The sequence below is a fragment of the Pseudonocardia sulfidoxydans NBRC 16205 genome (assembly GCF_007989085.1).
GTDB classification, from domain to species: Bacteria; Actinomycetota; Actinomycetes; order Mycobacteriales; family Pseudonocardiaceae; genus Pseudonocardia; species Pseudonocardia sulfidoxydans.
Window position 1 is genome coordinate 39,304 of record NZ_BJVJ01000001.1, and the last position, 26,233, is coordinate 65,536.

The following is a 26,233-nucleotide window of genomic DNA, read 5'->3' on the forward strand; positions in this document are numbered from 1 at the left end:
GGTAACGCGGGTGGTACCGGCTCACGGGAGTCTCCCTCCGACGCTCGCTGCAGTGAATAGAAAATATCCTGTAGGAGGTTTGTATGCAAGAGCTCACACCTGACTGGCCCCGGTCGTCGGAGTGCAGGCCGCGGAGGCCGCTCGTGCCTCGTGAGGCGTCGTTCACGACTCGTCGCTCGGCTCGGCCGATGGACTCGGGCGCTCGCCGGTTGCCGGGCGGGCGGGGTGCTCGGGTCGCGCGAGGGCGATCGCGTGATCCACAGTGTCGACCACGAGGAGCGCCTGTGCGCCGGCGGTCTGGAGGACGTCGCGGACCTGCCCGATCGGATGCGCGAGCACGAGGGCGACGTCCTCCTCGCGCAGCCGCGTCGCTGTCTCCTCGAGCATGGCCGCACCGGTGAGGTCGACGGTCGGGATCGTCTCCCCGGCGATGACGACGGTGTGGACACCCGTTCCGGCCGCGGCGAGGAGCTGTTGGCGTACGTGGTCGGCGTTCGCGAAGAACAGTCCGCCCTCGATCCGGACCACGGCGATGTCTGCGTCCTCCTCGCCGTCGGCACGCCCCGTGGCGTCGACCCACGAGCCCGCCGAGTCGCGGCGCAAGCGCGGCACGTTCGGCCGGGACGCGTGTTGCAGGAGCAGCACCATGGAGGCGACCACCCCGATGAGCAGCCCGGGCAGGGTGTCGAACAGCAGCACTCCGACGAGCGTGGCGAGTGCGGCGAGGAAGTCGGCGCGGGCAGCACCGCGGTAGATCCGGCCGAGCCGGGTCGTCCAGACCGCGCGGAACCGGCGGAGTGCGGCGAGGTCGACGAGCTCGATCACCGCGGCGATCACGACGGCGGCGAGGGTGGCCTCGGGCAGCTGTTCGAACAGGCCCGTGAGCAGCAGCAGCGTGACGACCGTGAGCGCGGCGACGACGACTCCGCTGAGCTGGGAACGGGCGCCGGCACCGCCGTTGACCGCGGTCTTGGACAGGCTGCCGTTGACGACCATCCCGGACGCGAGGCCCGCCCCGAGGTTGGCCCCACCCAGGCCGATCAGCTCGGTGTTCGGGTCGATCGTGTAGCCGCGCCGAGCGGCGTAGGTCTTGGCGGCGCCCAGACCCTCGGCGAAACCGACCAGCACGACCCCGGCGGCGGGTCCCGCAAGATCCAGGTAGTCGCTGATGCCGACGTCGGGGAGGCCGAGTGCGGGCAGCCCGGACTCGATCGGACCGACGATCTCGACGCCGTGGTCGGTGAGGTGCAGCACGGCGACCGCGACGATGCCGAGCGCCACGACGACCAGCGACCCGGGCACCAGAGGCAGGGTGCGGCGCAGGACCAGTACGACGGCCAACGAACCGAGCCCGACCGCGGCGGTCGGCCAGTTGACCGTCGAGAGCTCGGTCAGGACGTGCCAGGCCTCGCCGAAGAACTCACCCTCGCCCTTGTCGACGCCGAGCAGCGCGGGCACCTGCCCGACGATGATCGTCAGGGCAAGCCCGATGATGAAGCCCTTGAGCACCGGTTCGGAGATGAACGTCGACAGGAACCCGAGCCGCAGCAGTCCGGCGAGCAGCGCGACCAGTCCGGCAACGACGGCCAGGGCTGTCGTGAGAGCGACGTAGCGGGCGGCGTCGCCGCCGGCGAACAGCGCGACGGTGCCCGCCGAGAGCGCGGCGGTGGCCGACATCGGGGCGACGACGAGGTGCCGGGAGCTGCCGAGCAGCGCGTAGATCAGCAACGACGGCACGGCCGCGTAGAGCCCGACCACCGGCGAGACCCCGGCGATCGTGGCGTAGGCGAGCGACTCCGGGACCAGGACCGCCCACACGGTGAGCCCGGCGAGGACGTCACGCCGCGGCGAGACCGCGGCCCAGCCCTTCAGCACGGCCACTCACCCGCCCTGCTCGGTGACCCAGGCGTGGGCATCGCGGTGGGCCCGTCGCAGCGCGTGCCCGACCCATTCGTTGCCACGGTAGACGTTCTCCTCTCCGAGGACGTCCAGCACGCCGGTGACCCGGAGCTGGCGGAGCAGTCGGGGACTGTCGAGGACGATGACCAACCGGGACCCGGCCGCGCGCAGCGCAGCGGCGTAGCGGTCGAGGACGTCGGTGAAGGTCGCACCGGCGTCCTCGACGCCGCGCAGCCGCAGGATCACCACGCTCCCGCGCGACTCCGGGGTGACCGTGGGGAGCCGGGCCTCGAGTGCTGCGGCGGAGGCGAAGAAGATGCTGCCGTAGGGCTGCAGGACCACGACCTGCCCGGCCGGGACCTCGGCGACCGGTTCGGACTCGCGGATGCGACCGCCGGCCACGAGATGGGCCTGGACGAGCACCAGCGTGCCGGACTGGCGCACCACGTGCAGGACGATCGAGAGCCCGACCCCGACCAGCACCGCGTACTGCAGCGGCACGATCATGGTCAGCACGAACGTGACCGTCAGGACGGTGAGCTGGACCAGCCCGACCCTGGCGACGGAGACGAGTTGGGCGGGGCGGACCGTGGAGGCCCCGACGACGACCAGCAGGCCGGCCAGCGCGGGCATCGCGACCAGCCCGACGGCGCCGCCGAGCAGCACGATCACCAGCGCCATGACCACCGCGGCCGAGAGCGGCACGAGCCGGGTCCGGCCGCCGGCAGCAGCGGCCAGTGAGCTCGCCGACGACGACCCACCGACCGGCATGCCCTGGAACAGGCCCGAGACCAGATTGCCGACACCCTGGCCCGTGATGTCCCGCGACGGGTTGGTGGGAGCGTCCTCGCGGCGGGCCACCGACGCCGACACCGCCGCACCCTGCACGGCACCGACGAAAGCCAGCGACACCGCGGGCAGCAGCAGCGCGAGACTCTCGCCGAAGGCCGGGAGGACGGCCCCGGGCAGCGACCGCGGCACGTCGACCAGGTCCCGCATGAGCTGCACGGGGTGGCCGAGGCCGCCGAACAGGGCCGCCAGCGCCGAACCCACGACGACCGCCACCACCATCCCGAGCGCCCCCAGCCGGGTCCGGGTGAGCAGCACGACGAGGACCACGGTGACGACGCCGACGGCGGTCGAGGCGAGATCGATGCGTCCTGGCGCGGTCAGCAGGCGCAGCAGCTGCTCGAGCCGGTTGCCCACCCCCAGATCGGCACCGGTCAGCGTGCCGAGCTGGCTGAGCACGATGTTCACCCCGACAGCCGCGACGAACCCGGTCATCACCGCCGTCGAGACGAACCGCAGCAGGCCGCCGACCCCCAACAGCCCGCCGACGACCAGCACTCCGCCGGTCAGCACCGTCAGGGTGGCCAGCGCGCGTGCAGGATCGGGAAAGGCCGCGAGATCGACATCGGCCACGATGATCGCCAACGCTCCGGTCGCCTGGACGACGACGAGCGGGGTGGCCGTGACCACCGCGGCCGCCACCATCCCGAACAGGTAGCCGTAGAGCCCCGACAGCGGCGCCGCGCCGACCAGCAGACCGCGGGCCAGCCCGTCGGGAACGCTCTCGATCCCGAGCACGACCCCGGCGGCGAGGTCGCGGCGCAGCACCCGGCGGTCGGCGATCCGGCGCAGATCGGTCAGCGGCGACCTGAACCGGGGGCGTGTCGGCTTGGCCACCGTCAGCCGCGCGCACCCTCGGTGCGGTAGACCGAGAGGGCCCAGATCACGGCGACGTCGAGCGCGATGATCAGGATCGACCACCACGGCGAGTAGGGCAGGAACAGGAAGTTCGCGATCAGGCTCAGGCTCGCCAGCAGGATTCCGATGCCGCGGGCCCAGAGCTGTCCGGCGAGGACCCCGGCCCCCGCAGCCGCGACGAGCACGCCGAGGATCAGGTGGATCCAGCCCCACCCGGTGAGGTCGAAGGCATAGACGTAGCCCTGCACACCGACATACACGTCGTCGTCGAGCAGCGCCGCGATCCCGGCCAGCGCGGCCAGCACCCCGGTCACGAGCATGACGACACCGGCGAAGAGCGCGAGCCCGGTCGCCCATGGTCGACGTGTCGGCTCCGGTAGGGGGCGGGCACCTGCGGGTGAGGGTGGGTCCGGGTTCGTGGTGCTCATGCTCCTGCTCCTCTCGTCGGGTCATCGTCGCGAGCTGGGGGGGCCTTGGGGTGTCGGTGACGCGTCGACGTCTCGCTCCTGGGGATCGGGGACCGCGGGAACGGGCGCTGCTCGGTCCGGGGACGCCACGTCTGCGGACGGACCGTCAGGGGGTGATCCGGAGGACGCGGGTTCGTCCGGTCCGGCCTTGCCGCCGACAAGGAACGCCGACATCCACCGGGTCCGGGGGTCGACATCGAGCAGGAGCGCCTTGGTGAGCAGCGTCAGCGGGATCGCGAGTACCGCACCGAGCGGGCCGATCACGAACGCCCAGAACACCAGCGACAGGAAGGTCAAGGTGAGCGAGAGGTTCACCGCGTCGCTGACGTACTTGGGCTGGATCAGCGACTGGATCACGAAATTGATGACGCAGTAGGCCACGATCACGATGAGCATCAGCTTGGGCCCGCCCTCGAGCAGCGCGAGCAGCGCCGGCGGCACGAGACCGATGATGAACCCGATGTTGGGGATGTAGTTCGTGACGAACGCGAGCAGCCCCCACAGCAGCGCCAACGGCACCCCGGCGATCCACAGGAACACGGTGTCCACCACCGCGACGATCAGCCCGAACAGCGTCGCGACGAACAGGTAGCTGCGGGTACCCGTGACGAACCCGCGCAGCGCGGACACGATCGCGGGCTGCCGGCCCCCGACCTGCCGGAGGCGGTGGGAGAACCCGAGCGCGTCGACGCTCATGAACAGCACGACGAAGATGAGGAACAGCAGGTTGGTGAACGTGCTGGCCAGCCCGGCCAGCAGATCGGTTACCACGCCCGCGACCTTGCCGAAGTCGATCTGGCCGACGAGATTCTGCAGCTGTTCGGGGCCCACACCCAGGCCGGCGAGCCAGGCGCGCAGCCCGTCCAGGAGCGCGACGAAACGATCCTGGTACATCGGCAGCAGCGTGCCGAGCCGGGCCACCGACAGCGCCAGCGACGCCGCGAGCCCGATGATGATCGCCAGGACCACGACGAGGCTGACCGTCGCGGCGAGCCATCGCGGCACACCCCGTCTGGTGAGGTTCCCGGTCAGGGGATGCACGCCGATGACCAGGATCAGCGCCAGCAGCACCGGAGCCACGATCGAGCTGAACTGCTGGAGGGCGAGGGTACTGACCAGCAGGCCCGTCACCGCCAGCACGACGACCAGCCCGCGCGGCATCCCCGTGGGGAGGACCTCGTCGCCGCGGTCGCCCGGGACGGTCTGGGTCATCACGCGCCTCTCTCGATGTGGGCGGGGCGTGCAGCCCGGCACGCGTCACCGGCTGCGCGCGCCGGATCAGTCGGCGAACACCGACCGCAGGGCGTTCTCCTGGTCGGTGGACATGTTCGTGCTGATCAGCTTCGGTGCCTGGCCCTCGAAGGCTTGGTGGACCTTGTCGAGGACGGCGTCGGAGGTCATCACGAACAGTGCCGAGGTACCGGGCGTGACCTGGTCCCGGACCTGCTTGATGAAGTCGTCGTCGATGCCCACGTCGCGCAGGGCCCCGCCGAGCGCGCCGGTGGCGGCACCGATCGCCGCCCCGATCAGCGGGATGAAGAAGATCAGCCCGAACAGCAGGCCCCAGAACATGCCGCCGAGTGGTCCGACACCGGTGAGGTTGTTCAGCTGGCGGGTCTTCGGCTTCTTCGCGCCCTGTACCCAGGACACGGTCGCCGCGTCGTGCACCGTGATCAGCTGCTGTTTCGCCAGCCCTTGCAGTGTCGTGACGGCGTCGTCGGCGCCGATGGCGCTGTCGAACTTCCAGACGGTGAGCGTGGCCATACGGGTGTCCTCCAGATGTGGTCGGCGTGAACCATCGGGCTGTTCAGTCGGGGAGCCGGTGCATGTCGACGAGCTCCAGACCGAGGTCGCTGAACTGGGCCAGCAGCCCGTCGAGGTGGGCCCGGTCGGTCACCGGCCCGAACAACGTCGTGCCGGTGCCGGGCCGCTCGGAGACCTTCAACTCCGGGAACGCCGCGACCACCGTGTCGGACAACCTGGCGGCGATGACGAACTCGTACCTCAACCGGATCCCTCCTCCCGGCGGCGGATGGGAGGTGTGCTCCCCGGGCATCACGGTGGACGACGTTCCTCCCGCGGCACCGCCGGCGTCCTCATCCATCGCGGACGAGACCGCGACCACCACGCCGGCATCGGCGACCGGATCCTCGACCGCGGCACCGACGCCACCGGCCCGTGGACGGCTCATGGCAGCCGGCACTGTCACGCGCGGTGGGCGCGGCTCATCCTCGGCAGGCGACGTGTCGCGCGGGGTGACCTGTCGACACTTCGGGTGGCCGGTGGTCCGGGGAAGGAGCTCTACGTGGACGTGATGAACGCGCTGCTGAACACGGTCCTCGTGGTGTTCGTGGTCGCGACGATGTTCGTCGCCGGCCTGCGCACCCAGGTGGCGGCGCTGGTCGCGGTGCTGCGCAACGGGCTGCTGGTCGTCCTGGTCCTGGTCGCCAACCTCGTCGTCGTCCCGCTGCTGGGACTGGTTGTCGGGCTGGTGTTCGCGCTGTCCTCGGCCGCGACGGTGGCGCTGGTGCTCGTCGCGTCCTCGCCAGGTGCGCCGTTCGGCGCGAAGATGGCGATGATCCAGAAGGGGGACGTCGTCACGGGCTCGGTGCTGCAGGTGGTACTCGCCGCGATCGGCAGCCTGACCTTTCCGGTGACGGCGAATCTGCTGCTCGGATGGGCTGGGCTGGGCGAGGACGTCAGTCTCCCGGTCGGGCGTCTGGTCCTGAGCGTCGCCGTGCTCCAGCTCGTTCCTTTCGCGGTGGGGCTCGCGCTGCGGGCGTGGGCGCCCGGCACCGCGGCGTCGTGGACGGCACCTGCGGGCCGGGTGTCCAACCTGACCTTCGTCGGGGTCCTGGCGCTGGGTGTGCTGGGCAGCTGGCAACAGATCATCGACCTGCTCGGGTCCCTGACGCTGCTGGCGGCGGCTGTGTTCACCGTGGTCGGCATCGCCGTCGGGTTCGCCCTGTCGGCCGGGACGAAGGCGGTCCGGACGACGACGGCGCTGATCGCGCCGACGCGCAACGCCGGCCCGGCATTCGCCGCGGTGGCGATCGCCTTCGGCAACGATCCCGCGATCCTCGCGGCGGTGTCGGGGATTCTGCTGGTCGGACTCGTCGTCGAGCTGCCGGTCGCCTCCTGGCTGGCCCACCGGCGCAGCACCGGCCAGAGTCGGGTGAGCGAGGACGCCGCCGCCGAGGAGGCGGCGCTGAGAGAGCTCGGTGCGGTCCGCGACGCGTCCCGACCGCCGGGGCTCACAGCAGACTGAGCCTGCGCGCCACCGCAACGGCTTCACGGCGGTTCGCCGTCCCGAGCTTCCGGTACAGCGACCGCATGTGGGTCTTGACGGTGTTCACGCTGACCTGGTGCTGCACCGCGATCTCGTCGGCGGTCAGCAGCGACGGCAGCTCGCGCAGCACCTCGATCTCCCGCGCGGTCAGCGGGGCGGCGACCGCGGCCGTGGGCCGGCCGCCGCCGTGCTCGGTGTCCCCGCCGTGCCCGGACACGCGGTTCTGCCAGGCCTCGGCCTCACGCCACGCTTCGAGCAGGTGGGCCAGGAACGGCTCGAGGTGACCGACGCGCCCGAGCGCACCCACGAGCAGGTCGTGCACCGGCTGCCCCAGGTCGTAGAACGGGCGCAGCACACCGCTGCTCTCGCCGAGCGCCAACGCCGCGAGCAGGGCCCGGTGGGCGGGTTCGGTCATCCCGTTCCTGGTGGTGGCGAGCGCTTCGACAAGCCATGCCGTGATGTGCGTGGTCACGACCACGACGGGGACGTCCCCGGCCAGCACCGGCGCGATCAGCGCACGCGCCCGGTCGTGGCGCTGGTGGTCCATGACGTCGAGGGCCCGGATGACCAGCGCATCGCCGGTGCCTGCAAGGAGTCGGCCGACCCGGGACACGACCGCCGCAGCCAGTCCCCGATCCGCGAGCGTCAGGCACATCCGCATCTCGGCGAGCTGGGCGAACGCGATGAGCGCAGGCGAGGGCAGCACATCGCCGACCGGTGCCCACACGGCGTCCATGTCCCGCAGCGCGCGGCGACGGTGTGGGTACCGGTCGAAGGTCACGACCGCGGCGCTGGAGCGGGCGGCCAGCTCCGCCTCCGGCTCGATGGCACCGCCCTGGAGCACCGCCATCGTGATCCCCGCCTGACGGTTCGCGTTGTCGAGGTCGAGCACCAGATGCGCGCACCATGCCCCCAACGCGTAGGAGTAGGCCAGCTGCGGAGACGTCGCCCAACCGTGGTCGGCGGCGTGCGCGGCAGTGCGGCGCGCCCACGAGGCGGACTCGCCGATCAGGCTCACCGCCCCGGTGACCCCGGACAACTGGTTCATGCAGTCCAGCGCGAGGCGATCGTGGCCGCGGGCGAGTCCGAGGTCGAGAGCCGCAGTGAGATCGGCTCGGGCCTCGACGTAGTCGCCGGCCGCGATGCGCAGCGCCCCGCGGTTGACCAATGCGAGCAGCGCGACGTCGTCCTCGGCTGCACCGCTCAGGGAAGCCGGCCCCCCGGGAACGCCCAGGATCTCGGTGTCCCCGCGCAGTCGCGCCTGGTAGAGATGCGCGACCTCGGCGAGCCGGCGGGCCCGGTCTCCCATGATCGGGCCACCGCGGACGTGATCCAACGCCCGATCACCCGTAAGGCAGTCCGCGGCATCGTAGGCAAGCACAGCGGTGAGCAGGAGGACTTCGGGGTCGTCGCGAACCGCGGCGGGGCTGTCGGCCACGGCGCGCGAGAGCAGCGTCCCGTTTCCGGCGAGCATCAACGACAGACCGTGCTGAGACAGCAGCCCGCGGATCAGACCCTCGTCGCCCGCCGCCACGGCATGCTCGATCGCAGGACGCGGCATGCCCGCGTCGTCGAACCACAGCGCAGCGCTGCGGTGTCGGGTGCGCGCGGCGTCGAGATCCCTGCGGCGCAGCTCCGCGAGCAGGTAGGAGCGCAGCAGGGCATGGTAGCGATACCAGTCTCCGTGGCGGCCCAGGCGCTGTACCAGGGCGTTCGCCTTCTCCAGCCGGTCGAGCACGGCGCCCGCGTCCGCCCGCTCGGACAACCTCGCCGCCAGCTCGACGGTCAGTTCGTCGGCGACGCAGGTGTCGAGCAGGAACCGCTGCAGGGCCTCCGGTTGACGGCTGAGGATCTCGGCCACCAGATAGGCCGACACCGCGCTGTCGTCACCGGCGAACTCCGCGACGAACCGCGGCCGGTCCGGCTCGTCAGCCAGAGCCATCGACGCCAACCGCACGGCAGCAGGCCATCCCTCGGTCCGGCAGCAGAGCTTCTTCAGCTCGGCCAACTCGAGCCGCACGTCCTGACCGCGCAGAACCTGGTCGATCTCGTCGGTCCCGAAGGCCAAATCGCTGCCACGGATCTCCCGCAACCTCCCGTCGAGCCGCAGCCGGTGCAGTGGAATCGCCGGATCCCGGCGGCTACTGATGATCAGACTGAGACGGTCCGGCAGGTTGCGGAGGAAATCCGCGACCCCGGAGAGGGTGACCGCATCGCCGATCTCGTGAAAGTCATCGAGCACGAGCTCGATACGCACCGGGAGAGCGTCCACCGCCTCGGTCAACTCGGCGAGGAACGCGCGGTCCATGGTCGGCGGGACGGTCAGGGCATCGAAGGGGTCCTCGATATCACCAGCCGACTCGTGACAGACCGCCGCCGACAGCGCGGCCAGGACCGCCCGCCATAGTGGCGCCGAATCCGAATCATGGCGGTCGCAGCTCATCCAGGCGACCAGCCGCCCCTCACCGCGCAGCCTCCCGGCGTGCTGGGCCAGTAGCGTCGTCTTCCCGTACCCGGCGGGAGCACAGATCAGCGCTACCCGCGATGAATCCGCTGAACCGTCCCACTGCAACGCGGTGAACAACCGTGGACGCGCGATCACCGCCACCGGAACCCGCGGTACGCCGATCTTCGACGGCGGAATGGTCACATGTGCGGTCTGCCCCCGAGCCACCATTCGATGGTCCCCCTCGTCGAGCGCCATTCCGCTCGGACGGATGGCGGGTCTTACCTAGCCCAAATGCCGCAGACAGACGAATTGATCATATTATCGACACCATACTGTTCGGGTCCGTCACATGCGAGTCCTATCTGTCTGCCGAACTCATCCGCAGGGGAGGAGGAGAGCCACTTCAAATTCCGGAAAGATCGTCCAAATTGCTTGTCCGGGCAATTTCTTGTCCGGCCTCCCCGGGGAGACGATGGCGATCGACGGCGCTGATCGTCCTGGGCCTGCTCCTCGTCGCCTCCGCGGTCATCGGCGTCGAGCTCACCCACCGCACCTCACCCCGCGGGGATGGCGCCATGCAGACCGGACCCGGGTGAGCCTCGGGCCGAGGCACAGCAGGAGCCATGGCCCACGCAGGGTAGGCACGCCGCGGGCCCCGCGACCGCGTGACCCGAGCTCATCCGGCCAGGAGGACGCCTGGCGGACCGAACCCCGGTGACGCTGTGGTGAGCGACCGCGGCCTCGCGCGGACATCGTGATCACCCACAGCGGAGAGGGAACCATGACCGAGACGACCGCACCCGGCACCACCCCGAGCCCCGGGATCCTCACGGCCGCGGCAGCGATGGAGTCCGCGCTGCCGTTCACCGACACCGCCGACCTCGACGACGCCAAGCGCGGCTTCCTCGGTGCACATCGCCCCGGCCGGGTCACCACCGACGACGGCCGCGTGGTCTGGGACGCCGACGCGTGGTCGACGGTGCTCGACGGCCCCCGCCCGGACACGGTGAACCCCAGCCTGTGGCGTCAGGCCCAGCTCGTCGCGCTGCACGGCCTCTACGAGGTCACCGACGGGGTGTACCAGGTCCGCGGGATGGATCTGTCGAACATGACCCTCGTCGAGGGGCGCGACGGCGTGATCGTCATCGACCCGCTGATCTCCACCGAGACCGCCGCCGCGGCGCTGGACCTCTACCGCGCCCACCGCGGCGAGCGCCCGGTCACCGGGATGATCTACACCCACAGCCACGTCGACCACTTCGGCGGTGTCCGCGGCGTCATCTCCGGTGACGACGTCGCCGCCGGGCGCGTCCCGGTGCTGGCCCCCGAGGGCTTCGTCGAGCATGCGGTGGCCGAGAACGTCTACGCGGGCACCGCGATGGGCCGACGCGCGGCCTACATGTACGGCGCGGCACTGCCCGTCGGGCCCGCCGGGCAGATGGGCGCGGGACTCGGGATGACCACCTCGACCGGAACCGTCACCCTCATCCCGCCCACGGTCGACATCACCCGCACCGGTCAGGAGGAAACGATCGACGGGGTCCGGATCGTCTTCCAGGTCACCCCCGGCACCGAGGCGCCGTCGGAGATGAACTTCCTGTTCCCCGACCGCAACGCGCTGTGCATGGCCGAGAACGCCACCCACACCCTGCACAACCTGCTCACCCTGCGCGGGGCGCTGGTCCGCGACCCGCACGCCTGGGCGCACTACCTCACCGAGGCGATCGAGCTGTTCGGCGATGCCGCCGACGTCGAGTTCGCCTCCCACCACTGGCCCACGTGGGGCCGCGACCGGATCGAGCGGCTGCTCTCCGAGCAACGCGACCTCTACGCCTACCAGCACGACCAGACCCTGCGACTGCTCAACCAGGGGCAGACGGGCGCCGAGATCGCCGAGCAGCTGCAGATGCCCCCCGCGCTGGAGAACGCCTGGAACACCCGCGGCTACTACGGCTCGGTCAGCCACAACGTCAAGGCCATCTACCAGCGCTACATGGGCTGGTTCGACGGCAACCCCGCCCACCTGTGGACGCACCCACCCGCGCAGGCCGGCCGCCGCTACGTCGACGCGCTCGGCGGGCCGGACGCACTCCTGGAAATCGCCCGCCGCGCCTACGCCGACGGTGACTTCCGCTGGGTCGCCGAGCTCGTCGGCCACCTCGTCTTCGCCGCACCCGACAACAGCGCCGCCCGCGAGCTGCAGGCCGCCGCCCTCGACCAGCTCGGTTTCGGCGCCGAGAACGGCACCTGGCGCAACTTCTTCCTCACCGGGGCCTACGAGCTGCGCAACGGCTCGATCGGCACCCCCACCCAGACCGCCGCACCGGACCTGTTCGCCCAGCTCTCACTCGGACAGCTGTTCGACAGCGCGGCGATCCGGGTCGACGGGCCCCGTGCGTGGGACGAGACGCTCGGGATCGACTGGACCATCACCGGACCCGACGGCGCCGAGGACCAGCACTGGTCCCGGCTGCGCAACGGTGTGCTCATCCACGGCCCCGGCTCCGGTCGCGGCCACGCCGACGCCACGATCCGCGTCAGCAGGCAGGCCCTGCTCGCGCTGTTCTCCGGGCAGGCCGGTGCCGGGGACCTGGCGACGACCGGCGACCTGACCGTCGACGGCCCCGCGGACGTGCTGGAACGCCTGCTCAGCGTCCTCGACGCCCCCGACCCGGACTTCGCGATCGTCACGCCGTAGCCGCGGCGAGCAGAAGGGGGACCGCGACCGCGGCCACCCCCTTCCGGCAGACCGCCCTCACCTCATCCGCGCCGGACGACGCAACGCACCCCGGGCGTCCCTAACGTCGCCGAGGTGCGCAGGGCGTCGCAGCGGCGGGTCAGCTATGCGGTCGTGACCGTCCTCGTCCTCGCCACCTACGCCGTGACACTCGCCGCCGACGGCCTGATCGGCTCGGCGTGCGCGGCGGTGCTTCAGGTCGCCGTCGTGTGGGTCGTGCTCCGCTGGGCGCGCGCGGAACGTCGAGTCCTGGTTCCGGCGACCGCGATCCTGGCGATCACCACCGTCACCGCGGTCATCGCGGCGGTCGCAGCCCCGACACCCGGCCCGGCCGCGGCCGGCCTGGTCGTGGCGCTCTTCAGTCTCAACATGGCGCTGTACCTGGTCGCCCCCATCGTGATCGTCCACGACGTGGCGATCTCCGGCCGCGGCGACGGCGGCACCGTGCTCGCCGCCGTCGCGGCCTACCTCCAGATCGGCCTGTTCTTCGCGTTCCTCTACCGGCTCATCGACGTCGTCAGCGCCGACCCGGCCTTCAGCGCCCCGGTCCGGATGTCGGATCTGCTGTTCTTCAGCTTCGTGACGATGTCGACGACCGGTTACGGCGACCTCGTCCCGATCGGCTGGGCGACCGAGACCGCCACCGTCCTCGAGATCGTGGTCGGCCAGTTCTATCTCATCGCCGCTGTCGGCAAGATCGTGACGGCATGGATCCCGCGACCGGGAACGGGGCCATCCGCTCCACCGTGAGCCGGCTCGACGTGCGCTCGGGCCGGCTCCCCGGTGTTGCGGCAGAACGGCTCAGTCCGGTGTGACGATGGCGAAGTTCTTGTCGCCCGGGTCCAGGACGGCGGCGAGCCGCGCAAGTACCGAGGCGTCGCCGGTCAGCTCCATGCCTGCGTCAGCCAGGCCATCGGGGCTCAGGCCGCCCGACGCGAGCGTCGGCAGGGCACGCCGGGTGGTCCGCAGCACGGCGTCGGCGTCGCCCTTCTGCGGCCGGGGGCTGTAGGTCAGGACACCGTTGGCCAGACGCAGCCGGTACCGTTCGTCGGCGTCGCTGAGCACGACGTCGACCGTGAGGTTCTCCTCCCACGCCCGCGGCCCGTCGACCTGGATGGCGATCGCATCGAACAGCATCGAAGGGCTGAGCTGGCCGATCACGTCGGGTGCGGTCGTCTCCGTCGGCGTTCCGAACGACCCGTCGCGCAGCTCGGTCGCTCCCGACAGGTAGAAGTCGCGCCACGTGCCGTTCTCCGAGCCGTACCCGAGCTGCTCGAAGGTGTCGGCGAGCAGCTCCCGGGCCGCGGCGTGGTCGGGCTGGGCGAAGACGACATGGTTGACGACCTCGGCGACCCAACGGTAGTCACCGGCGTCGAAGGCGGCGCGTGCCTTGTCGACGACCGTGTCGGCACCGCCCATGAACTCGACGTAGCGCGTGGCCCTCTCGACCGGTGGGTACTCCCACAGATGCGCCGGGTTGCCGTCGAACCAGCCCAGGTAGCGCTGGTAGATGGCCGTGACGTTGTGGCTGACCGATCCGTAGTAGCCGCGGGCGTTCCAGGCGTTCTCCAGTGCGGGCGGGAGCACGATCTCCTCGGCGATCTCCGGCCCGACCAGCCCCTTGTTGAGCATGCGCAAGGTCTGGTCGTGCAGGTAGGCATACAGGTCGCGTTGGGTCGAGAGGAACCCCACCACCCGCTCGGTCCCCCAGGTCGGCCAGTGGTGGGAGGCGAAGACGACGTCGGCGTCGCCGCCGAACAGGTCGATCGTCTCGGTGAGGTAGCGCGCCCACGCGTGCGGATCGCGCACCACCGCGCCACGCAGCGTCAGCAGGTTGTGCAGGTTGTGCGTGGCATCCTCGGCCGCGCACAGCGCCTTGAAGCCCGGCAGGTAGATCAGCATCTCCGCCGGCGCCTCGGTGCCCGGCGCCATCTGGAAGACCATCCGCACGCCGTCCACGGTCTCCTCGTGCCCGGTCGTGGTGACGATGTCTGTCGGCGCGATCAGCGACACTGTTCCGATGGAGATCGTCTGACCGAGCCCGGCCCCGACCTGCCCCTGCGGGCCGCGGGCCAGCGCGGCCCCGTACATGTACGCCGCGCGACGGTTCATCGCGGTCCCCGCATACACATTCTCGGAGACCGCTTCCTCGATGAAGCCCTCGGGCGCGAAGATCTTCACGGCCCCGGTATCCACGTCGTCCTGGGTCACGAAACCCCTCACCCCGCCGAAGTGGTCGGCGTGGGAGTGCGTATAGATCACCGCCTTGACCGGGCGGTCGCCGCGGTGCTTGCGGTACAGGGCCAACGCGGCCGCACCCGTCTCCGCCGACAGCAGGGTGTCGATGACGATGACACCCGTGTCGCCCTCGACGAAGGACGTGTTCGACAGGTCCATGCCACGGACCTGGTAGATCCCCTCGACGACCTCGAACAACCCTCCGATCGCGGCGAGCTTCGACTGCCGCCACAGGCTGGGGTTCACGCTGTCCGGGGCATCGCCGTCGAGGAACGAGTAGGTCGCGTTGTCCCACAGGACCTTTCCGTCCTCGTCGACGACCGGGTCGTCGATCGGGGCGACCAGCCCGCGGTTGGCGTCCTCGAAATCCTGGTCGTCGGAGAAGGGCAGCCGTGCGAGGAGCGCCGCCTGTTGCTCGACGATGGCGGGGGCTACGGGCCGAGGCTGAGTCGTCATTCGGCGACAGTCGCAGGGGGCCCGTCGCCCACCATCACACGCGGTGGATGATCCGACACCGTGCGGACCCGACGTCCTCGACCGGCTGCCACCCCCGTCGCGGGCCCGGCTACGAGCTGAGCAGCCTCGCCTTGTCCGCCGCGAACTCGTCGTCGCTGAGGACACCCGCCGACTTCAGCGACGCCAGCTTCTCCAGCTCGGCGACCATGTCCCCGCCGCCACCAGGGGCGGGCCCCGCCGGCGCCGCGGCCTGCTGGGCCTGGACGGTGTCGAGCTGCTGACGCAGATGGGCGATCTCGGCCTGGGACTGGTAGGTCGTCTCCTGCGCCTGGGCCTGGGCGTCGCGTTCGGCATCCCGTTCGGCCGCGTGCCGCGCCATCCCCCCGGTCACCGCCTGCGCGGTCCCGGCGACGACCGCCGTGCGCGCCATCGTGCCGAGCAGCCCCGGCCGTCCGAACCTCCGCCGCATGATCATGACGAGCTCCTTGCGGTGTCGGTCTGCGACCCGGTGGCGCGCAGGGCATCCAGTACGGCGTCGACGACGGGCCCGGGCACCCGCGTGTCGGCGACCAGCACGCCGCCCGAGTCGACGATCGCGGTGCGCAACGGTTTCACCCACTCGTGCTCGAACACGACGAGCGCCGCCGACGAACCGGGCTCCACGCCCGCCGCCAGTTCCATCACGTCCTCTGCCGAGACGAGATCGTGGACGACCTCCCCGACCAGGGCGGCGAGGGGCGCGACGTCGTCCTCGAGCCCGAGCTGGTCGAACTCGACGAAGTCGACCACGCCGTCGAGACCCTTCCGGATGAGCAGGCCGTCGACGATGTTGACCACGTCACGGTCCACGAGCGTCCTGACCTCGTCGAGCACCGTGCCGTTGAAGCGGCTGCCGGGAAAGCTGATCACCATGATCTCGATCGGTCCGAGTCCGGTCCTCACTGCACACTCCTCGCCTCGGGTGGTGAACTCTGTGCCCGCCGACTCAGCTCGGCGGCCGACCCCGCCCGTGTCACGCCCATACCGAGAGGCTGCGCCGACGCCCACGGCCCGCGGATCATCCGTCCCGAATGACGTGGCCGGCCTCCCCTGCGCCCCACGATCCCGGGGGAAGGGAGGCCGAAACCATGGAAACCACGGGACTCGGCGTGCTGGTCGTCGGTCTGCTGCTCTGCTTCGCCGGCGCCAGATCGCTCAACCTCGCCGTCCTGGCATCCGGCTTCGCGGTCGGATGGCTGCTGACCGAACCGTTCGACGCCACCGTCCTCACCGCTCTCGTCGTGGCGGCCGCCGCCGCCGTCGGCGCCTGGGCTCTCGCCCACCTTGTCTTCCGTGTCGCGCTGTTCTTCGTCGGTGGTCTTGCCGGTGCGGTGATCGGGGCGAAGGTCTTCGGACTCCTCCAACCGGACGGCGGCAGCGTCCTGCTGGCCGTCCTGTTCGTCGCTGCCACGGCCTTCATCGGAGGCCTGGTCACCCAGCGCTTCCGGCAGACCGCGCTCGCCGTCGTCTGTGCACTCGGTGGGGCCGGCCTCGTCCTCAGCGGGCTCGCGCGGGCGTTCCCCGACGCCCTCGGCTTCCTCCGCACCCCCGTCTCCGCCTGGCAGTCGGCGATCGCCGCGGTCGCGTGGATCGGACTGGCGGTCGTCGGCTGGCTGACCCAGCGCCGCCTCCTGCAGGCGAAGGACGTCGCGTCCTGAGCAGGCCCGCGCACGCAGGTCCTCACGCTCACAGGTGCCGGAGGCGCCTACTCAGGCCCAGGGCGGCGGTGCGGACGGCCGGGGCGAGGCGTTCGGGGTCGAAGCGGTTGACCCAGCCCGTGATCGACAAGGCGGCGACGGCGCGGCTGTCGGCGTCGAGGACCGGCGCGGCGACGCAGGTGACGCCGATCCCCGACTCCTCGCGCTCGTAGGCGACGCCGCGCTCGTGGATGCGCTCCAGCTCCGCGGACAGCAGACCGGGCGCGATGATCGTCCGCGGGGCACGGCGGGTCAGGCCGGCGCGCAGCACCTCGTCGACGAGTTCCGGTGGCGCGAACGCGAGCATCGCCTTGCCGACGCCGGTGCAGTGCATCGGCATCCGCCCACCCACCCGCGACGGCACCCGCGGCCCGGCGCGCCCCTCCAGCTTCTGGACGTAGACGACCTCGGTGCCGTCGGGTGTGGCCAGGTGGACGGTCTCGTGGGTGGCCTCGAACAGGTCGGCGAGGAACGGGGCGGCGGCCTCGCGCAGGCCGAGCTGGCGGGGCACGAGCTGCCCCAGCTCGAAGAGCCGGATGCCCAGGCGCACCCCACCGCCGGGGGTGCGTTCGACGACACGCCACTCCGCCAGTTCCGTCACGAGCCGGTGGACGGTGGCCTTCGCGACCCCGGTCCGGCGCACCAGCTCGGCCAGGGAGAGCTCGTCGTCGCCCAGCTCGAAGGCGGTCAGCACGGTGAGCGCACGCCCGAGGACGGAGTTGGGGACCTCGCGAGAGGTGTTCCGTTGAGTGGACCGCACGCCTTCCAGCGTGCGCCATGCCGGTGCCATCGTCCAGGCATGGACACCCCCAAGGTGCCGGTCGCCATCGTCGGGCCCGGCCACATCGGCACCGACCTCCTGGTCAAGCTGCAGCGCAGCGACGTGCTCGACCTGCGCTACGTCGCCGGCATCGTCGAGTCCGAGGGCCTGGCCCGGGCCCGTGAGGCCGGCGTCGAGGCCTCGGCGGGCGGCGTGGACTGGCTGCTCGCGCAGGACCCGTTGCCGCGCATCGTCTTCGAGGCCACCTCGGCCAAGGCGCACGCCGCCAACGCCCCGCGCTACGAGGCCGCCGGCATCCGCGCCGTCGACCTCACTCCCGCGCACCTCGGCCCGATGGTGTGCCCGGCGGTCAACGGCGAGGACCACCTCGACGCCGTGAACGTCTCCATGATCACCTGCGGTGGGCAGGCGACGATCCCGATGGTCGCCGCGGTGTCCCGGGTGACGCCGGTGCCCTACGCGGAGATCGTCGCGTCGATCTCGTCGCGGTCGGCGGGACCGGGTACGCGTGCCAACATCGACGAGTTCACCCACACCACCGGTGGCGCGGTCGCGGAGGTCGGTGGGGCGGACCGGGGCAAGGCGATCATCGTCCTGAACCCGGTCGAACCGCCGATGATCATGCGCGACACCGTCTACGCCATGATCGGTGCCGACGCCGACCGCGCCGCGATCACCGCATCGGTGCACGACATGGTGCTGAAGGTGCAGGAGTACGTGCCGGGCTACACGCTGCGCGCCGAGCCGCAGTTCGACGAGCCCACCGACGAGTGGGGCGGGCACGCCCGCGTCGCCGTCTTCCTGGAGGTCAAGGGCAACGGCGACCACCTGCCGCCCTACGCCGGCAACCTCGACATCATGACCGCGGCCGCCGCGCGCACCGGCGAGCTGATGGCCCGCGCCGAGCTGGGAGCTCTCGCATGACCAAGCCCGCCCTCCGCAACGACGTCCGGATCATCGACACCACCCTGCGCGACGGCAGCCACGCGATGGCGCACCGGTTCACCGAGACCCAGGTCCGTGACACCGTCCGGGCGCTCGACGCGGCGGGGATCGAGTGGATCGAGGTGTCGCACGGCGACGGCGTCGGCGGCTCGTCGTTCAACTACGGGTTCTCCGGCACCGACGAGATGACGCTGATCGCGGCGGCCCGCGAGGAAGCCCGCACCGCGAAGATCGCGGTGCTGCTCGTGCCCGGCATCGGGACCGTCGACGACCTCAAGCGCGCCCACGACGCGGGTGCCGAGATGGTGCGCGTCGCGACGCACTGCACCGAGGCCGACGTGTCGCCGCAGCACTTCGCCGCGGCGCGGGAGCTGGGCATGGAGACCGTCGGGTTCCTGATGATGGCCCACCGCACCGACCCCGCCGACCTCGCGAAGCAGGCCCGGATCATGGTCGACGCCGGGTGCGAGTGCCCGTACGTCACCGACTCCGCGGGCGCCCTGCTGATGCACGAGGCGAAGGCGCGCTTCGAGGCCCTGCTCGACGAGGTCGGCGACGAGGCGCTCGTCGGGTACCACGGTCACCAGAACCTCTCGATGGGCGTCGCGAACTCGGTGATCGCCTACGAGACCGGCGTCCGGTCGATCGACGGGTCGCTGTGCGCGCTCGGTGCGGGGTCGGGCAACTCCCCCACCGAGGTGCTCGCCGCGGTGTTCGACCGCCTCGGCATCGACGCCGGCGTCGACGCGGGCCTGCTGCTCGACGCGGCCGAGGACGTCGTGCGCCCGTACCTGCAGCGCTGGCCGAAGATGGACCGCAACGCCGTCGTGCAGGGCTGGGCGGGGGTGTACTCGTCGTTCCTGCTCCACGCCGAGCGGGCCGGCGAGCGCTACAAGGTCCCGGCCCACGACATTCTGCGCCGCTGCGGTGAGCTGGGGTACGTCGGCGGCCAGGAGGACATGATCATCGACGTCGCCATCACGCTCGCGGCCGAGCGCGACGAAGCCTGACCCCCGGCGCCGAGTTCGACCTGGGACTGGCCCCGAGCATGATCGAACCAGTCCCACGTCGAACTCGGCGGGGCGTTGATGGACCGCTCCGCGCTCACCACCTGCCGCCGCCCGGGCTGAAGATCTCCGTCATCCGGTCGATCACGTCGTCGGGCGCCCGGCGGGTGTCATAGCTGTCGTCGTCGGCCGCCCACACGTGGAGCCGGCGGGCCCGGGCGTGCATCTCGGCGGTGAGCATCACCAGACCGTCGCAGTCGATCACCGGGAGGCCGCCGACCTCGTGGATCCCGGCCGCCCAGAGCATCTCGTTGGGCAGCCCCTCACCGGGGACGATGCACTGCGCCCCCTGCGCGCGCAGCGCCGCGGCGGCCTCGTCCATCGCGGCGGCCAGCGCGCCGGTGGAGCCGTCGCGGGTGGCGGCCGTGACCAGGTCGCGGCCACCGGGCAGGTACTCGAAGCCTGCGCAGGACTCGGCGAGCCCCAGCCGCCGGATGTTGGCGGTCAGCGCCTCCTGCAGCTCGGGGATGAACCCGACGACGCCGAAGCGCAGCCCGTGCGTGCGGGCCAGGGAGAACGCCGTCTCGCCGTAGGCCAGCACCGGGATCGAGACGAGCGATCGGGCCATCGCCAGCCCCGGGTCCTGGCTGGTGCCGATGACGTAGGCGTCGTACCCGGCGCGCTCGGCCTTCACCGCCTGGGAGGCGAAGTACCAGGAGAAAAAGACCTCGATCTGGCCGAACCGCACGTAGTCGGCCGGGATCTGGTCGTCGTAGACCGCGTCCGGGAGACCGACGAACGTGACCTCGGCGCGGTCCTCGAGCATCGCCTGCGCGTGCTTCGGATAGGTCTCGTCGAGCCACGGGTTGCGCCCGATGATCGTGTGTTTCTGGAACCAGATCTTCAACGGTTCTCCCTCGCGGGGCGTCGGGTGGGCGTCAGCGGATGAGGAGCGGGAGCGCGTCGGGTCCGCGCTGCGCGGACGTGCGCCGCAGGGTCATCGCGGTGGCGGATGCGCAGCGCACCGATCCGGCCCGACCATACGGCCCAGGGCGCATCGCGGGGCGCGTACGCGTCGCGGACGAGGTCGTCGCCACGGCCACGCGGGTGGCCGACGGGCTCGCCGCCGACTGAACCTGTCGGGCCTCGGCAGTCGCCTGACGCATGACGACGCCTCGCCCGTCGGATTGTCCTGATAATCCGTTTCATCGCGGCTGCCGCGGGCGTCGGATACGGCGTCGACGGCGTCCAGACTCTGCGGACCCGCACATGACTTCCGTAACAAAGCCATTTCAGATCGATTCAGTTGGCCGAAACACGACGGTTACCGACCGATCGTTGACTTTTCGGACAGCCCGCCTCTACGTTCCTCTCATCGGAATGCCGTACGGCTCACCGGAACAAGGAGGTTGGGGTGGACGCGATCAAGGCGGTGCTGTCGCCGACGGAGATCGGCGGCGTCGCGCTCCGCAATCGCGTAGTCGTCCCGGGACACACCACCAACTTCGGGCACGCGAACCTCCCCACCCCCCGCCACGTCGAGTACCACCGTGAGCGGGCCCGCGGCGGCGTCGGGCTGATCGTCACCGAAGCCGTCCGCGTGCATCCGACGAGCGCCGGGCGCCACATCAGCCTCGGCAGCTTCGACGACTCGTCGATCCCGGCCTTCGCAGCGATGGCCGAGGCGGTGCAGGCCGAGGGCGCCAAGCTGTTCGCGCAGATCATGCACGCCGGCCGGCAGGCCAACGGGGACGCGACGCGCACCGTCGCCTGGTCGGCGTCGCCGCTGCGCTGGACCTCGGGTGCGCAGGTTCCGCGGGCGATGGGCCGTCGCGACCTCGACACCGTCGTCGACGCCTTCGGTGCGGCGGCGACCCGCATGCAGCTGGCCGGGCTCGACGGCCTCGAGGTCCACCTCGGCCACGGGCACCTGCTCCAGCAGTTCCTCTCCCCCGTCACCAACCGGCGCGACGACGAGTACGGCGGATCCCTGGAGAACCGGATGCGGCTCACCCGCCGGGTCCTCGGGGCCGTCCGCGGCGCCACCGACCTCCCCGTCGGCATCCGGATCAGCGCCGACGAGTTCCTGCCCGGCGGCCTCGACGTCGCGCAGATGGTCGAGATCGTCGGGCTGCTGCGTGAGGAGTTCCCGCTCGCCTACGTCCACGTGAGCCACTCCGCCTACCACGGCAGCTGGTCGCTCTCGACGCAGATGGCGGACATGAGCTTCGGGCACGCGCCGTTCCGCCACCATGCCGCCGCGTTCCGCCGCGCGCTGGCGGGTCTGCCCGTCATCGCCGTGTGCCGGCTCGACACGCTGCCTGAGGCGGCCGAGCTGGTCGCGGACGGCGACGCCGACCTGGTCGCGCTCGCCCGTCCGCACATCGCCGACCCGCACCTGGTGCGCAAGGTGACAGCGGGCCGGGCGCAGGACGTCCGCAACTGTCTAGCGTGCAACCAGGGCTGCATCTCGCGCGTCGAGCAGAGTCTGCCGATCTCGTGCGTCGTCAACCCCGAGGTCGGTGCCGAGGGCGAGTGGTCCGCACACCGGGAGCGCGCCGCGGCGGCCCCGGCACGGCGGGTACTCGTCGTCGGCGGCGGCCCGGCGGGCCTGGAGGCGGCGCTGTCCGCCCGCCGGGCAGGCCACACCGTCCGGCTCGTCGAGGCCACCGAGCAGCTGGGCGGCCAGATCCGCACCGCCGCTCGGGTCCACGGCCGCGACCGCCTCGCACTGCTGGTGGAGGACCTCGTGCGCGCCGTGCGCGCCGCGGGCGTCGAGATCGTCACCGGCCACCGGGTGAGCCCGGCCGAGGTCGTCGACGGCGACAGTGTCCACGGCGGCTGGGACGACGTCGTCGTCGCGACCGGGTCACGGCCCGCGCGCCGGGAGCTGCCCGGCGGCCCCCGGGTCGTCGACATCTGGACCGCCGTCGACCTCGTCGAGGCCGAGCAGGCCCCGACGGGCACCGTGCTCGTGCTCGACGACGACGGCGGCTGGCCCGGGGCCTCGCTCGCCGAGCGGTTCGCCGGCCGCGGCGCACAGGTCCACCTGGTCTCGCCGTCGGCGCCGCTGAGCCCGAAGATCACCACCTACTCCAAGCTCGCGCTCGTCCCGCGGCTGTCGGACCTCGGCGTGCACGTCCACCTGATGTGCACGCCCGAGGCTGCCGGCCCGGACGCCGTCGACCTCGTCGAGGTCGTCGGCGGTGCCCGCACGCGGGTCGAGGGCGTCACCCTCGTCGTCGACGCGGGCTCCGGCTCCGCCGACGACGAGCTGCACCGGGCCCTCGACGCGCTGGTCGACGGCGGGCCGGGACCACGGCTGCACCTCGCGGGTGACGCCAACTCCCCCCGGACGGCCCTGGAGGCCCTCTACGAGGGGCGGCTCGCCGGGGCGGTGCACACCACGATCGCCGACCCGGCCCCCTTCCTGCTCGCGCTGACCCGCTGAACCCCGGGCGGACCGGAACACCGACCGCCTCCTCGACCCGAACGACACCGACCCGAACCACGCCGACCCGAACGACGCCGACCACACCGAACGCACCGTGCCGGCACCCGCCGGCCAACGACCCCGGAGGTCATCTCGTGCTCGACATCGAGGAACAGTTGACGCTCGACGAGCGGTCCGCCGTCGATTTCGTGCTCACCATGCGCAAGCGTTGGTCGGACACGATCTACCCCGCGTTGGTCGCGGAGTTCGCGGCGACCGGGGCCGACCCGGCCACCGCCTCCGACGCGGGCTCGGCGCTGCACGACCTGCCGCTCTACCCGTGGTTCAGCCACCTCGAGCGGGTGCAGCAGAAGATGCTGTGGAAGATCGCGGGCGACGCGGTCATCAGCCGCCGCGAGGAACTGCTCGGCCAGCTGGAGGACACCCCCGCCGGTCCCGACGGCAGCCTGCAGCTCGATCCCGACCTGGATCTGCCGGACTGGTACACCGACTACGACATCCACGTCCAACCCGGCGGTGTGTTCTCCGACGATCTGTCGGCCTACGTCTACGAGTTCGGCGCGCGCATCGTCATGCTGCGCGACAACGACGGCTACAAGTTCCACCAGCTGTTCGCGACGACCGCGCTGCCCGAGCTGCCCGAGGCCACCCGTGTCGTCGACATGGGTTGCGGCTTCGGCAAGAGCACCCGTCCGCTCAAGCTGCGCTACCCGACGGCCGAGGTGATCGGCGTCGACCTGGCCGCGCCGAACCTGCGGCTGGCCCACGCGGAGAGCGCGGACGCCGACATCGACGTCCGGTACCGGCAGGCCGACGCCCGCACCACCGGCATCGAGGACGGCACCTGCGACGTCGTCACCGGAACGATGCTGCTGCACGAGATGCCCGCCACGGTCATCGAGGAGACCATCGCCGAGGCGGCGCGCGTCGTGAAGCCCGGCGGGACGGTCGCGTTCCTGGAGTTCCAGCCCACCGGTGAGGCACTGCGCGACGCGACGGTCGTCGAGCACGCCGAGCGCAACAACGAGCCGTTCTTCCACGACCTGTTCGACAACGACCTGGTCGCGCTGTGCGCGAAGCACGGCCTCACCGATGCGCGCTGGACGCCGTTCGACGAGCGCCTGGAGGGCATGCGCCCCCAGGGCTGGGGACCGCGTCCCGAGTGGCACTTCCCGTGGGCCGTCCTGACCGCGACCCGTCCCGCCGAGAAGACCGAGGTGGCCTCGTGAGCGAGGAGTTCGACTACCTGGGCGACCGCCGGATCTCCAAGCTGCTCGACCTGGTCCTGCAGCTCGCGACGGAGGTCCACGTCGGACGCCAGCGCACCCGTGCGCTGGAGGCGCTGCTCGTGCGCTCCGGCACCCTGACCGCCGGCGACCTGGACACCTTCCGGGCCACCGCCGACGAGGCCGCCACGCTCGATCGCGAGCGCGACGCCTACACCCGCCGGCTCGTCCGGATCATCACCGAGTCCGGCCCGGCCGAGCACCCGCTGCGCGAGCAGTGGGAGGACGCCCTCGCCACGAAGGCGGGCTGATGTCGTCCGCGGCCGCCGTCGACAGGGTCGACGAGTACCTGACGCTGTGCGAGCAGCGCCGCCTCGACGAGGCGGCCACGCTGCTCGCTCCGGACGCCCGGCTCGTGTTCCCCGGCGGGGTGGTCTTCACCGACCTGCCGTCGATGGTGGCCGCGGCGAAGGGTCGATATCTGCAGGTCGGCAAGCCCGAACGGCGTTACCTCGCCGGTTCGGACGGCTCGGGGGCCACCACCGTCACCTGTCTGGGCACCCTGTCCGGGAGGTGGCTCGACGGCACGTCCTTCTCCGGGATCCGTTTCGTCGACGTGTTCGTGTTCGACGGCGACCGCATCGCCGAGCAGCACGTGTTCAACGACCTCTCGATCGCCGCGGCGGACGCGGCGTCCCCCCTCCCCCTGGAGACGACCTCATGAAGAACGGACGACGGCTGCTCGGCGCGCTCGCCGCCGGCAGCATCCTGCTGCTCTCCGCCTGTGGCGGCGGCAGCGCCGACGGTGGCAGCAGCAGTGGCGGCGGCGAGCCGACGAAGCTCACGATGGCCATCGCCTCGGCGGTCATCGGGCCGAAGGAGGAGGTGGCCGTCTACGCCGTCGCGCAGAAGATGGGCTACTTCTCCGAGGAGGGCCTGACCGTCGACACCATCAACGCCGACGGTTCCGTCGCCGCGATCCAGGCCGTGGCCTCGGGCAGCGGCAGCATCACCGCGGCCGACGCGGGCTCCGGGCTCGCCGCCGCGCAGAAGAACGTCCCGATCACCGCGATCGGCGGCCTGGTCCAGAACTGGCCGTGGCAGATCGCGACCAAGCCGGACTCGCCGGTCAAGGCCGCCGCGGACCTCAAGGGCAAGAAGCTCGGCGTGATCAGCCTCGCGTCCGGCTCGGCGCCCTACGCCCGGGCGTTCGTCAAGTCCGCGGGCCTCGACCCGGCGACCGACGTCGAGCTCGTCCCGGTGGGTGTCGGCGCCCAGGCCGCGGCCGCCCTCAACGGCGGACAGGTCGACGCGCTGGCCCTCTACACGCAGGCCTACACCGTGATCGAGCTGGCCGGCACCAAGCTCGCCTACCTCGACAACCCCGACATCTTCGACGGCATCCGCTCGCTGACGTTCACCGTCGCGACGGACGCCTTCAAGGACAACCCCGAGGCCTACGGGAAGTTCCTGCGTGCCGCGTACAAGGCGATGTTGTTCTCCGCCTCCAACCCCGAGGCCGCCATGCGCATCGGCTACGAGGTGTTCCCGCAGATCCTCGGCGGCGCCGACCCGGCGACGCGGCTGGCCGGCGACACCCAGACCCTCGAGGCCTGGATCAAGACCGCGACCCCGACGACCGGTGAGCCGTCGTCGTGGAAGGACTGGGGCGCGATCAGCGACGCCGAGTGGGCGAAGACCCAGAGCTACACGCAGGAGGCCGGCCAGATCACCGCGCCGATCCAGATCGACGAGCTGTGGGACCCCTCGCAGCTGGCCACCGCCAACCAGTTCGACTCGGCCGCCGTCGTCAAGCAGGCCGCCGACTACACGCCCTGATCC

Annotated in this window: 24 protein-coding genes; 12 read left to right on the forward strand and 12 right to left on the reverse strand. The window is 71.4% G+C overall.

Annotation, left to right across the window (positions count from 1 at the left end):
• Positions 1–162 precede the first annotated feature (162 nt).
• From PSU4_RS00165 to PSU4_RS00190, 6 genes are all read right to left on the reverse strand, one after another.
• A complete protein-coding gene (locus PSU4_RS00165) occupies positions 163–1,881 on the reverse strand; it encodes a SulP family inorganic anion transporter (RefSeq protein ID WP_147101300.1) in 1,719 nt (572 codons plus the stop codon).
• Positions 1,882–3,585: a SulP family inorganic anion transporter gene (locus PSU4_RS00170; RefSeq protein WP_222596114.1), complete on the reverse strand. Its 1,704-nt coding sequence runs from the start codon at positions 3,583–3,585 to the stop codon at positions 1,882–1,884. It abuts the gene before it with no gap.
• A 2-nt stretch (positions 3,586–3,587) separates the two neighbouring features.
• Positions 3,588–4,034, reverse strand: a complete 447-nt coding sequence (locus tag PSU4_RS00175; RefSeq protein WP_147101305.1) for a DUF7144 family membrane protein — start codon at positions 4,032–4,034, stop codon at positions 3,588–3,590.
• Between the two features lie 21 nt (positions 4,035–4,055).
• Positions 4,056–5,285 carry an AI-2E family transporter gene (locus PSU4_RS00180; RefSeq protein ID WP_147101308.1) on the reverse strand — a complete coding sequence of 410 codons (1,230 nt, stop codon included), beginning with the start codon at positions 5,283–5,285 and terminating at the stop codon, positions 4,056–4,058.
• Positions 5,286–5,351: 66 nt separating this feature from the next.
• The gene (locus tag PSU4_RS00185) at positions 5,352–5,837 is read right to left on the reverse strand and encodes a DUF1269 domain-containing protein (protein ID WP_147101311.1); all 486 of its coding nucleotides are present in this window, start codon (positions 5,835–5,837) and stop codon (positions 5,352–5,354) included.
• A gap of 43 nt (positions 5,838–5,880) precedes the next feature.
• Positions 5,881–6,081 (reverse strand): DUF8691 family protein, encoded by a 201-nt coding sequence (locus tag PSU4_RS00190; RefSeq protein ID WP_222596115.1) that lies wholly within the window; start codon positions 6,079–6,081, stop codon positions 5,881–5,883.
• Between the two features lie 306 nt (positions 6,082–6,387).
• On the opposite strand from PSU4_RS00190, the gene PSU4_RS00195 reads away from it, so the two are divergent.
• The gene (locus PSU4_RS00195) at positions 6,388–7,341 is read left to right on the forward strand and encodes a bile acid:sodium symporter family protein (RefSeq protein WP_246114883.1); all 954 of its coding nucleotides are present in this window, start codon (positions 6,388–6,390) and stop codon (positions 7,339–7,341) included.
• On the opposite strand, the gene PSU4_RS00200 is transcribed toward PSU4_RS00195, so the two are convergent.
• On the reverse strand, positions 7,328–10,066 hold the full coding sequence (locus PSU4_RS00200) for a winged helix-turn-helix domain-containing protein (RefSeq protein ID WP_147101317.1): 2,739 nt from the start codon (positions 10,064–10,066) through the stop codon (positions 7,328–7,330). The two genes, PSU4_RS00195 and PSU4_RS00200, sit on opposite strands and share 14 nt — an antisense overlap.
• A gap of 526 nt (positions 10,067–10,592) precedes the next feature.
• On the opposite strand from PSU4_RS00200, the gene PSU4_RS00205 reads away from it, so the two are divergent.
• Both PSU4_RS00205 and PSU4_RS00210 read left to right on the forward strand, forming a co-directional pair.
• Positions 10,593–12,509, forward strand: coding sequence for an alkyl/aryl-sulfatase (locus PSU4_RS00205; RefSeq protein WP_246114872.1), 1,917 nt, complete (start codon positions 10,593–10,595; stop codon positions 12,507–12,509).
• Between the two features lie 114 nt (positions 12,510–12,623).
• Entirely contained in the window at positions 12,624–13,298 is a 675-nt protein-coding gene (locus tag PSU4_RS00210; RefSeq protein ID WP_147101320.1) for a potassium channel family protein, read from the forward strand.
• A gap of 51 nt (positions 13,299–13,349) precedes the next feature.
• Here the strand turns inward: PSU4_RS00210 and PSU4_RS00215 are convergent, their stop codons facing one another.
• The 3 genes from PSU4_RS00215 to PSU4_RS00225 form a co-directional block, all read right to left on the reverse strand.
• The gene (locus tag PSU4_RS00215) at positions 13,350–15,242 is read right to left on the reverse strand and encodes an alkyl/aryl-sulfatase (RefSeq protein ID WP_147101324.1); all 1,893 of its coding nucleotides are present in this window, start codon (positions 15,240–15,242) and stop codon (positions 13,350–13,352) included.
• A gap of 109 nt (positions 15,243–15,351) precedes the next feature.
• Complete coding sequence (locus PSU4_RS00220; protein WP_246114873.1) at positions 15,352–15,717, reverse strand: SHOCT domain-containing protein; 366 nt, start codon at positions 15,715–15,717, stop codon at positions 15,352–15,354.
• On the reverse strand, positions 15,714–16,184 hold the full coding sequence (locus tag PSU4_RS00225) for a DUF6325 family protein (RefSeq protein ID WP_147101327.1): 471 nt from the start codon (positions 16,182–16,184) through the stop codon (positions 15,714–15,716). The genes PSU4_RS00220 and PSU4_RS00225 overlap by 4 nt, the downstream gene beginning before the upstream one ends.
• Positions 16,185–16,369: 185 nt before the next feature.
• Between PSU4_RS00225 and PSU4_RS00230 the strand changes: the two genes are divergently transcribed.
• Positions 16,370–16,939, forward strand: coding sequence for a DUF4203 domain-containing protein (locus tag PSU4_RS00230; protein ID WP_147101330.1), 570 nt, complete (start codon positions 16,370–16,372; stop codon positions 16,937–16,939).
• Between the two features lie 28 nt (positions 16,940–16,967).
• Here PSU4_RS00230 and PSU4_RS00235 read toward each other — a convergent pair whose 3' ends face one another.
• Complete coding sequence (locus PSU4_RS00235) at positions 16,968–17,738, reverse strand: IclR family transcriptional regulator (protein ID WP_222596116.1); 771 nt, start codon at positions 17,736–17,738, stop codon at positions 16,968–16,970.
• Positions 17,739–17,777: 39 nt separating this feature from the next.
• On the opposite strand from PSU4_RS00235, the gene PSU4_RS00240 reads away from it, so the two are divergent.
• Together PSU4_RS00240 and dmpG are read left to right on the forward strand one after the other, a co-directional pair.
• Positions 17,778–18,683, forward strand: coding sequence for an acetaldehyde dehydrogenase (acetylating) (locus PSU4_RS00240; protein ID WP_147101335.1), 906 nt, complete (start codon positions 17,778–17,780; stop codon positions 18,681–18,683).
• Positions 18,680–19,714 (forward strand): 4-hydroxy-2-oxovalerate aldolase, encoded by a 1,035-nt coding sequence (gene dmpG, locus PSU4_RS00245; protein WP_147101338.1) that lies wholly within the window; start codon positions 18,680–18,682, stop codon positions 19,712–19,714. Before PSU4_RS00240 ends, dmpG begins: the two co-directional genes overlap by 4 nt.
• A 94-nt stretch (positions 19,715–19,808) precedes the next feature.
• On the opposite strand, the gene PSU4_RS00250 is transcribed toward dmpG, so the two are convergent.
• Positions 19,809–20,618, reverse strand: coding sequence for an aspartate/glutamate racemase family protein (locus tag PSU4_RS00250; protein ID WP_147101341.1), 810 nt, complete (start codon positions 20,616–20,618; stop codon positions 19,809–19,811).
• Between the two features lie 98 nt (positions 20,619–20,716).
• On the opposite strand from PSU4_RS00250, the gene PSU4_RS32710 reads away from it, so the two are divergent.
• The 6 genes from PSU4_RS32710 to PSU4_RS00275 all read left to right on the forward strand — a co-directional run bounded on the left by PSU4_RS32710 (position 20,717) and on the right by PSU4_RS00275 (position 26,230).
• Positions 20,717–20,845, forward strand: a complete 129-nt coding sequence (locus PSU4_RS32710) for a hypothetical protein (protein WP_281290647.1) — start codon at positions 20,717–20,719, stop codon at positions 20,843–20,845.
• Positions 20,846–21,125: 280 nt separating this feature from the next.
• Entirely contained in the window at positions 21,126–23,162 is a 2,037-nt protein-coding gene (locus PSU4_RS00255) for an oxidoreductase (protein WP_147101345.1), read from the forward strand.
• 137 nt (positions 23,163–23,299) lie between these two features.
• Entirely contained in the window at positions 23,300–24,394 is a 1,095-nt protein-coding gene (locus tag PSU4_RS00260; RefSeq protein ID WP_147101348.1) for a class I SAM-dependent methyltransferase, read from the forward strand.
• Positions 24,391–24,702 carry a hypothetical protein gene (locus PSU4_RS00265; protein WP_147101351.1) on the forward strand — a complete coding sequence of 104 codons (312 nt, stop codon included), beginning with the start codon at positions 24,391–24,393 and terminating at the stop codon, positions 24,700–24,702. Before PSU4_RS00260 ends, PSU4_RS00265 begins: the two co-directional genes overlap by 4 nt.
• Entirely contained in the window at positions 24,702–25,115 is a 414-nt protein-coding gene (locus tag PSU4_RS00270; protein ID WP_147101354.1) for a nuclear transport factor 2 family protein, read from the forward strand. Before PSU4_RS00265 ends, PSU4_RS00270 begins: the two co-directional genes overlap by 1 nt.
• Positions 25,112–26,230, forward strand: coding sequence for an ABC transporter substrate-binding protein (locus tag PSU4_RS00275; RefSeq protein WP_147101357.1), 1,119 nt, complete (start codon positions 25,112–25,114; stop codon positions 26,228–26,230). The genes PSU4_RS00270 and PSU4_RS00275 overlap by 4 nt, the downstream gene beginning before the upstream one ends.
• Positions 26,231–26,233 lie beyond the last annotated feature (3 nt).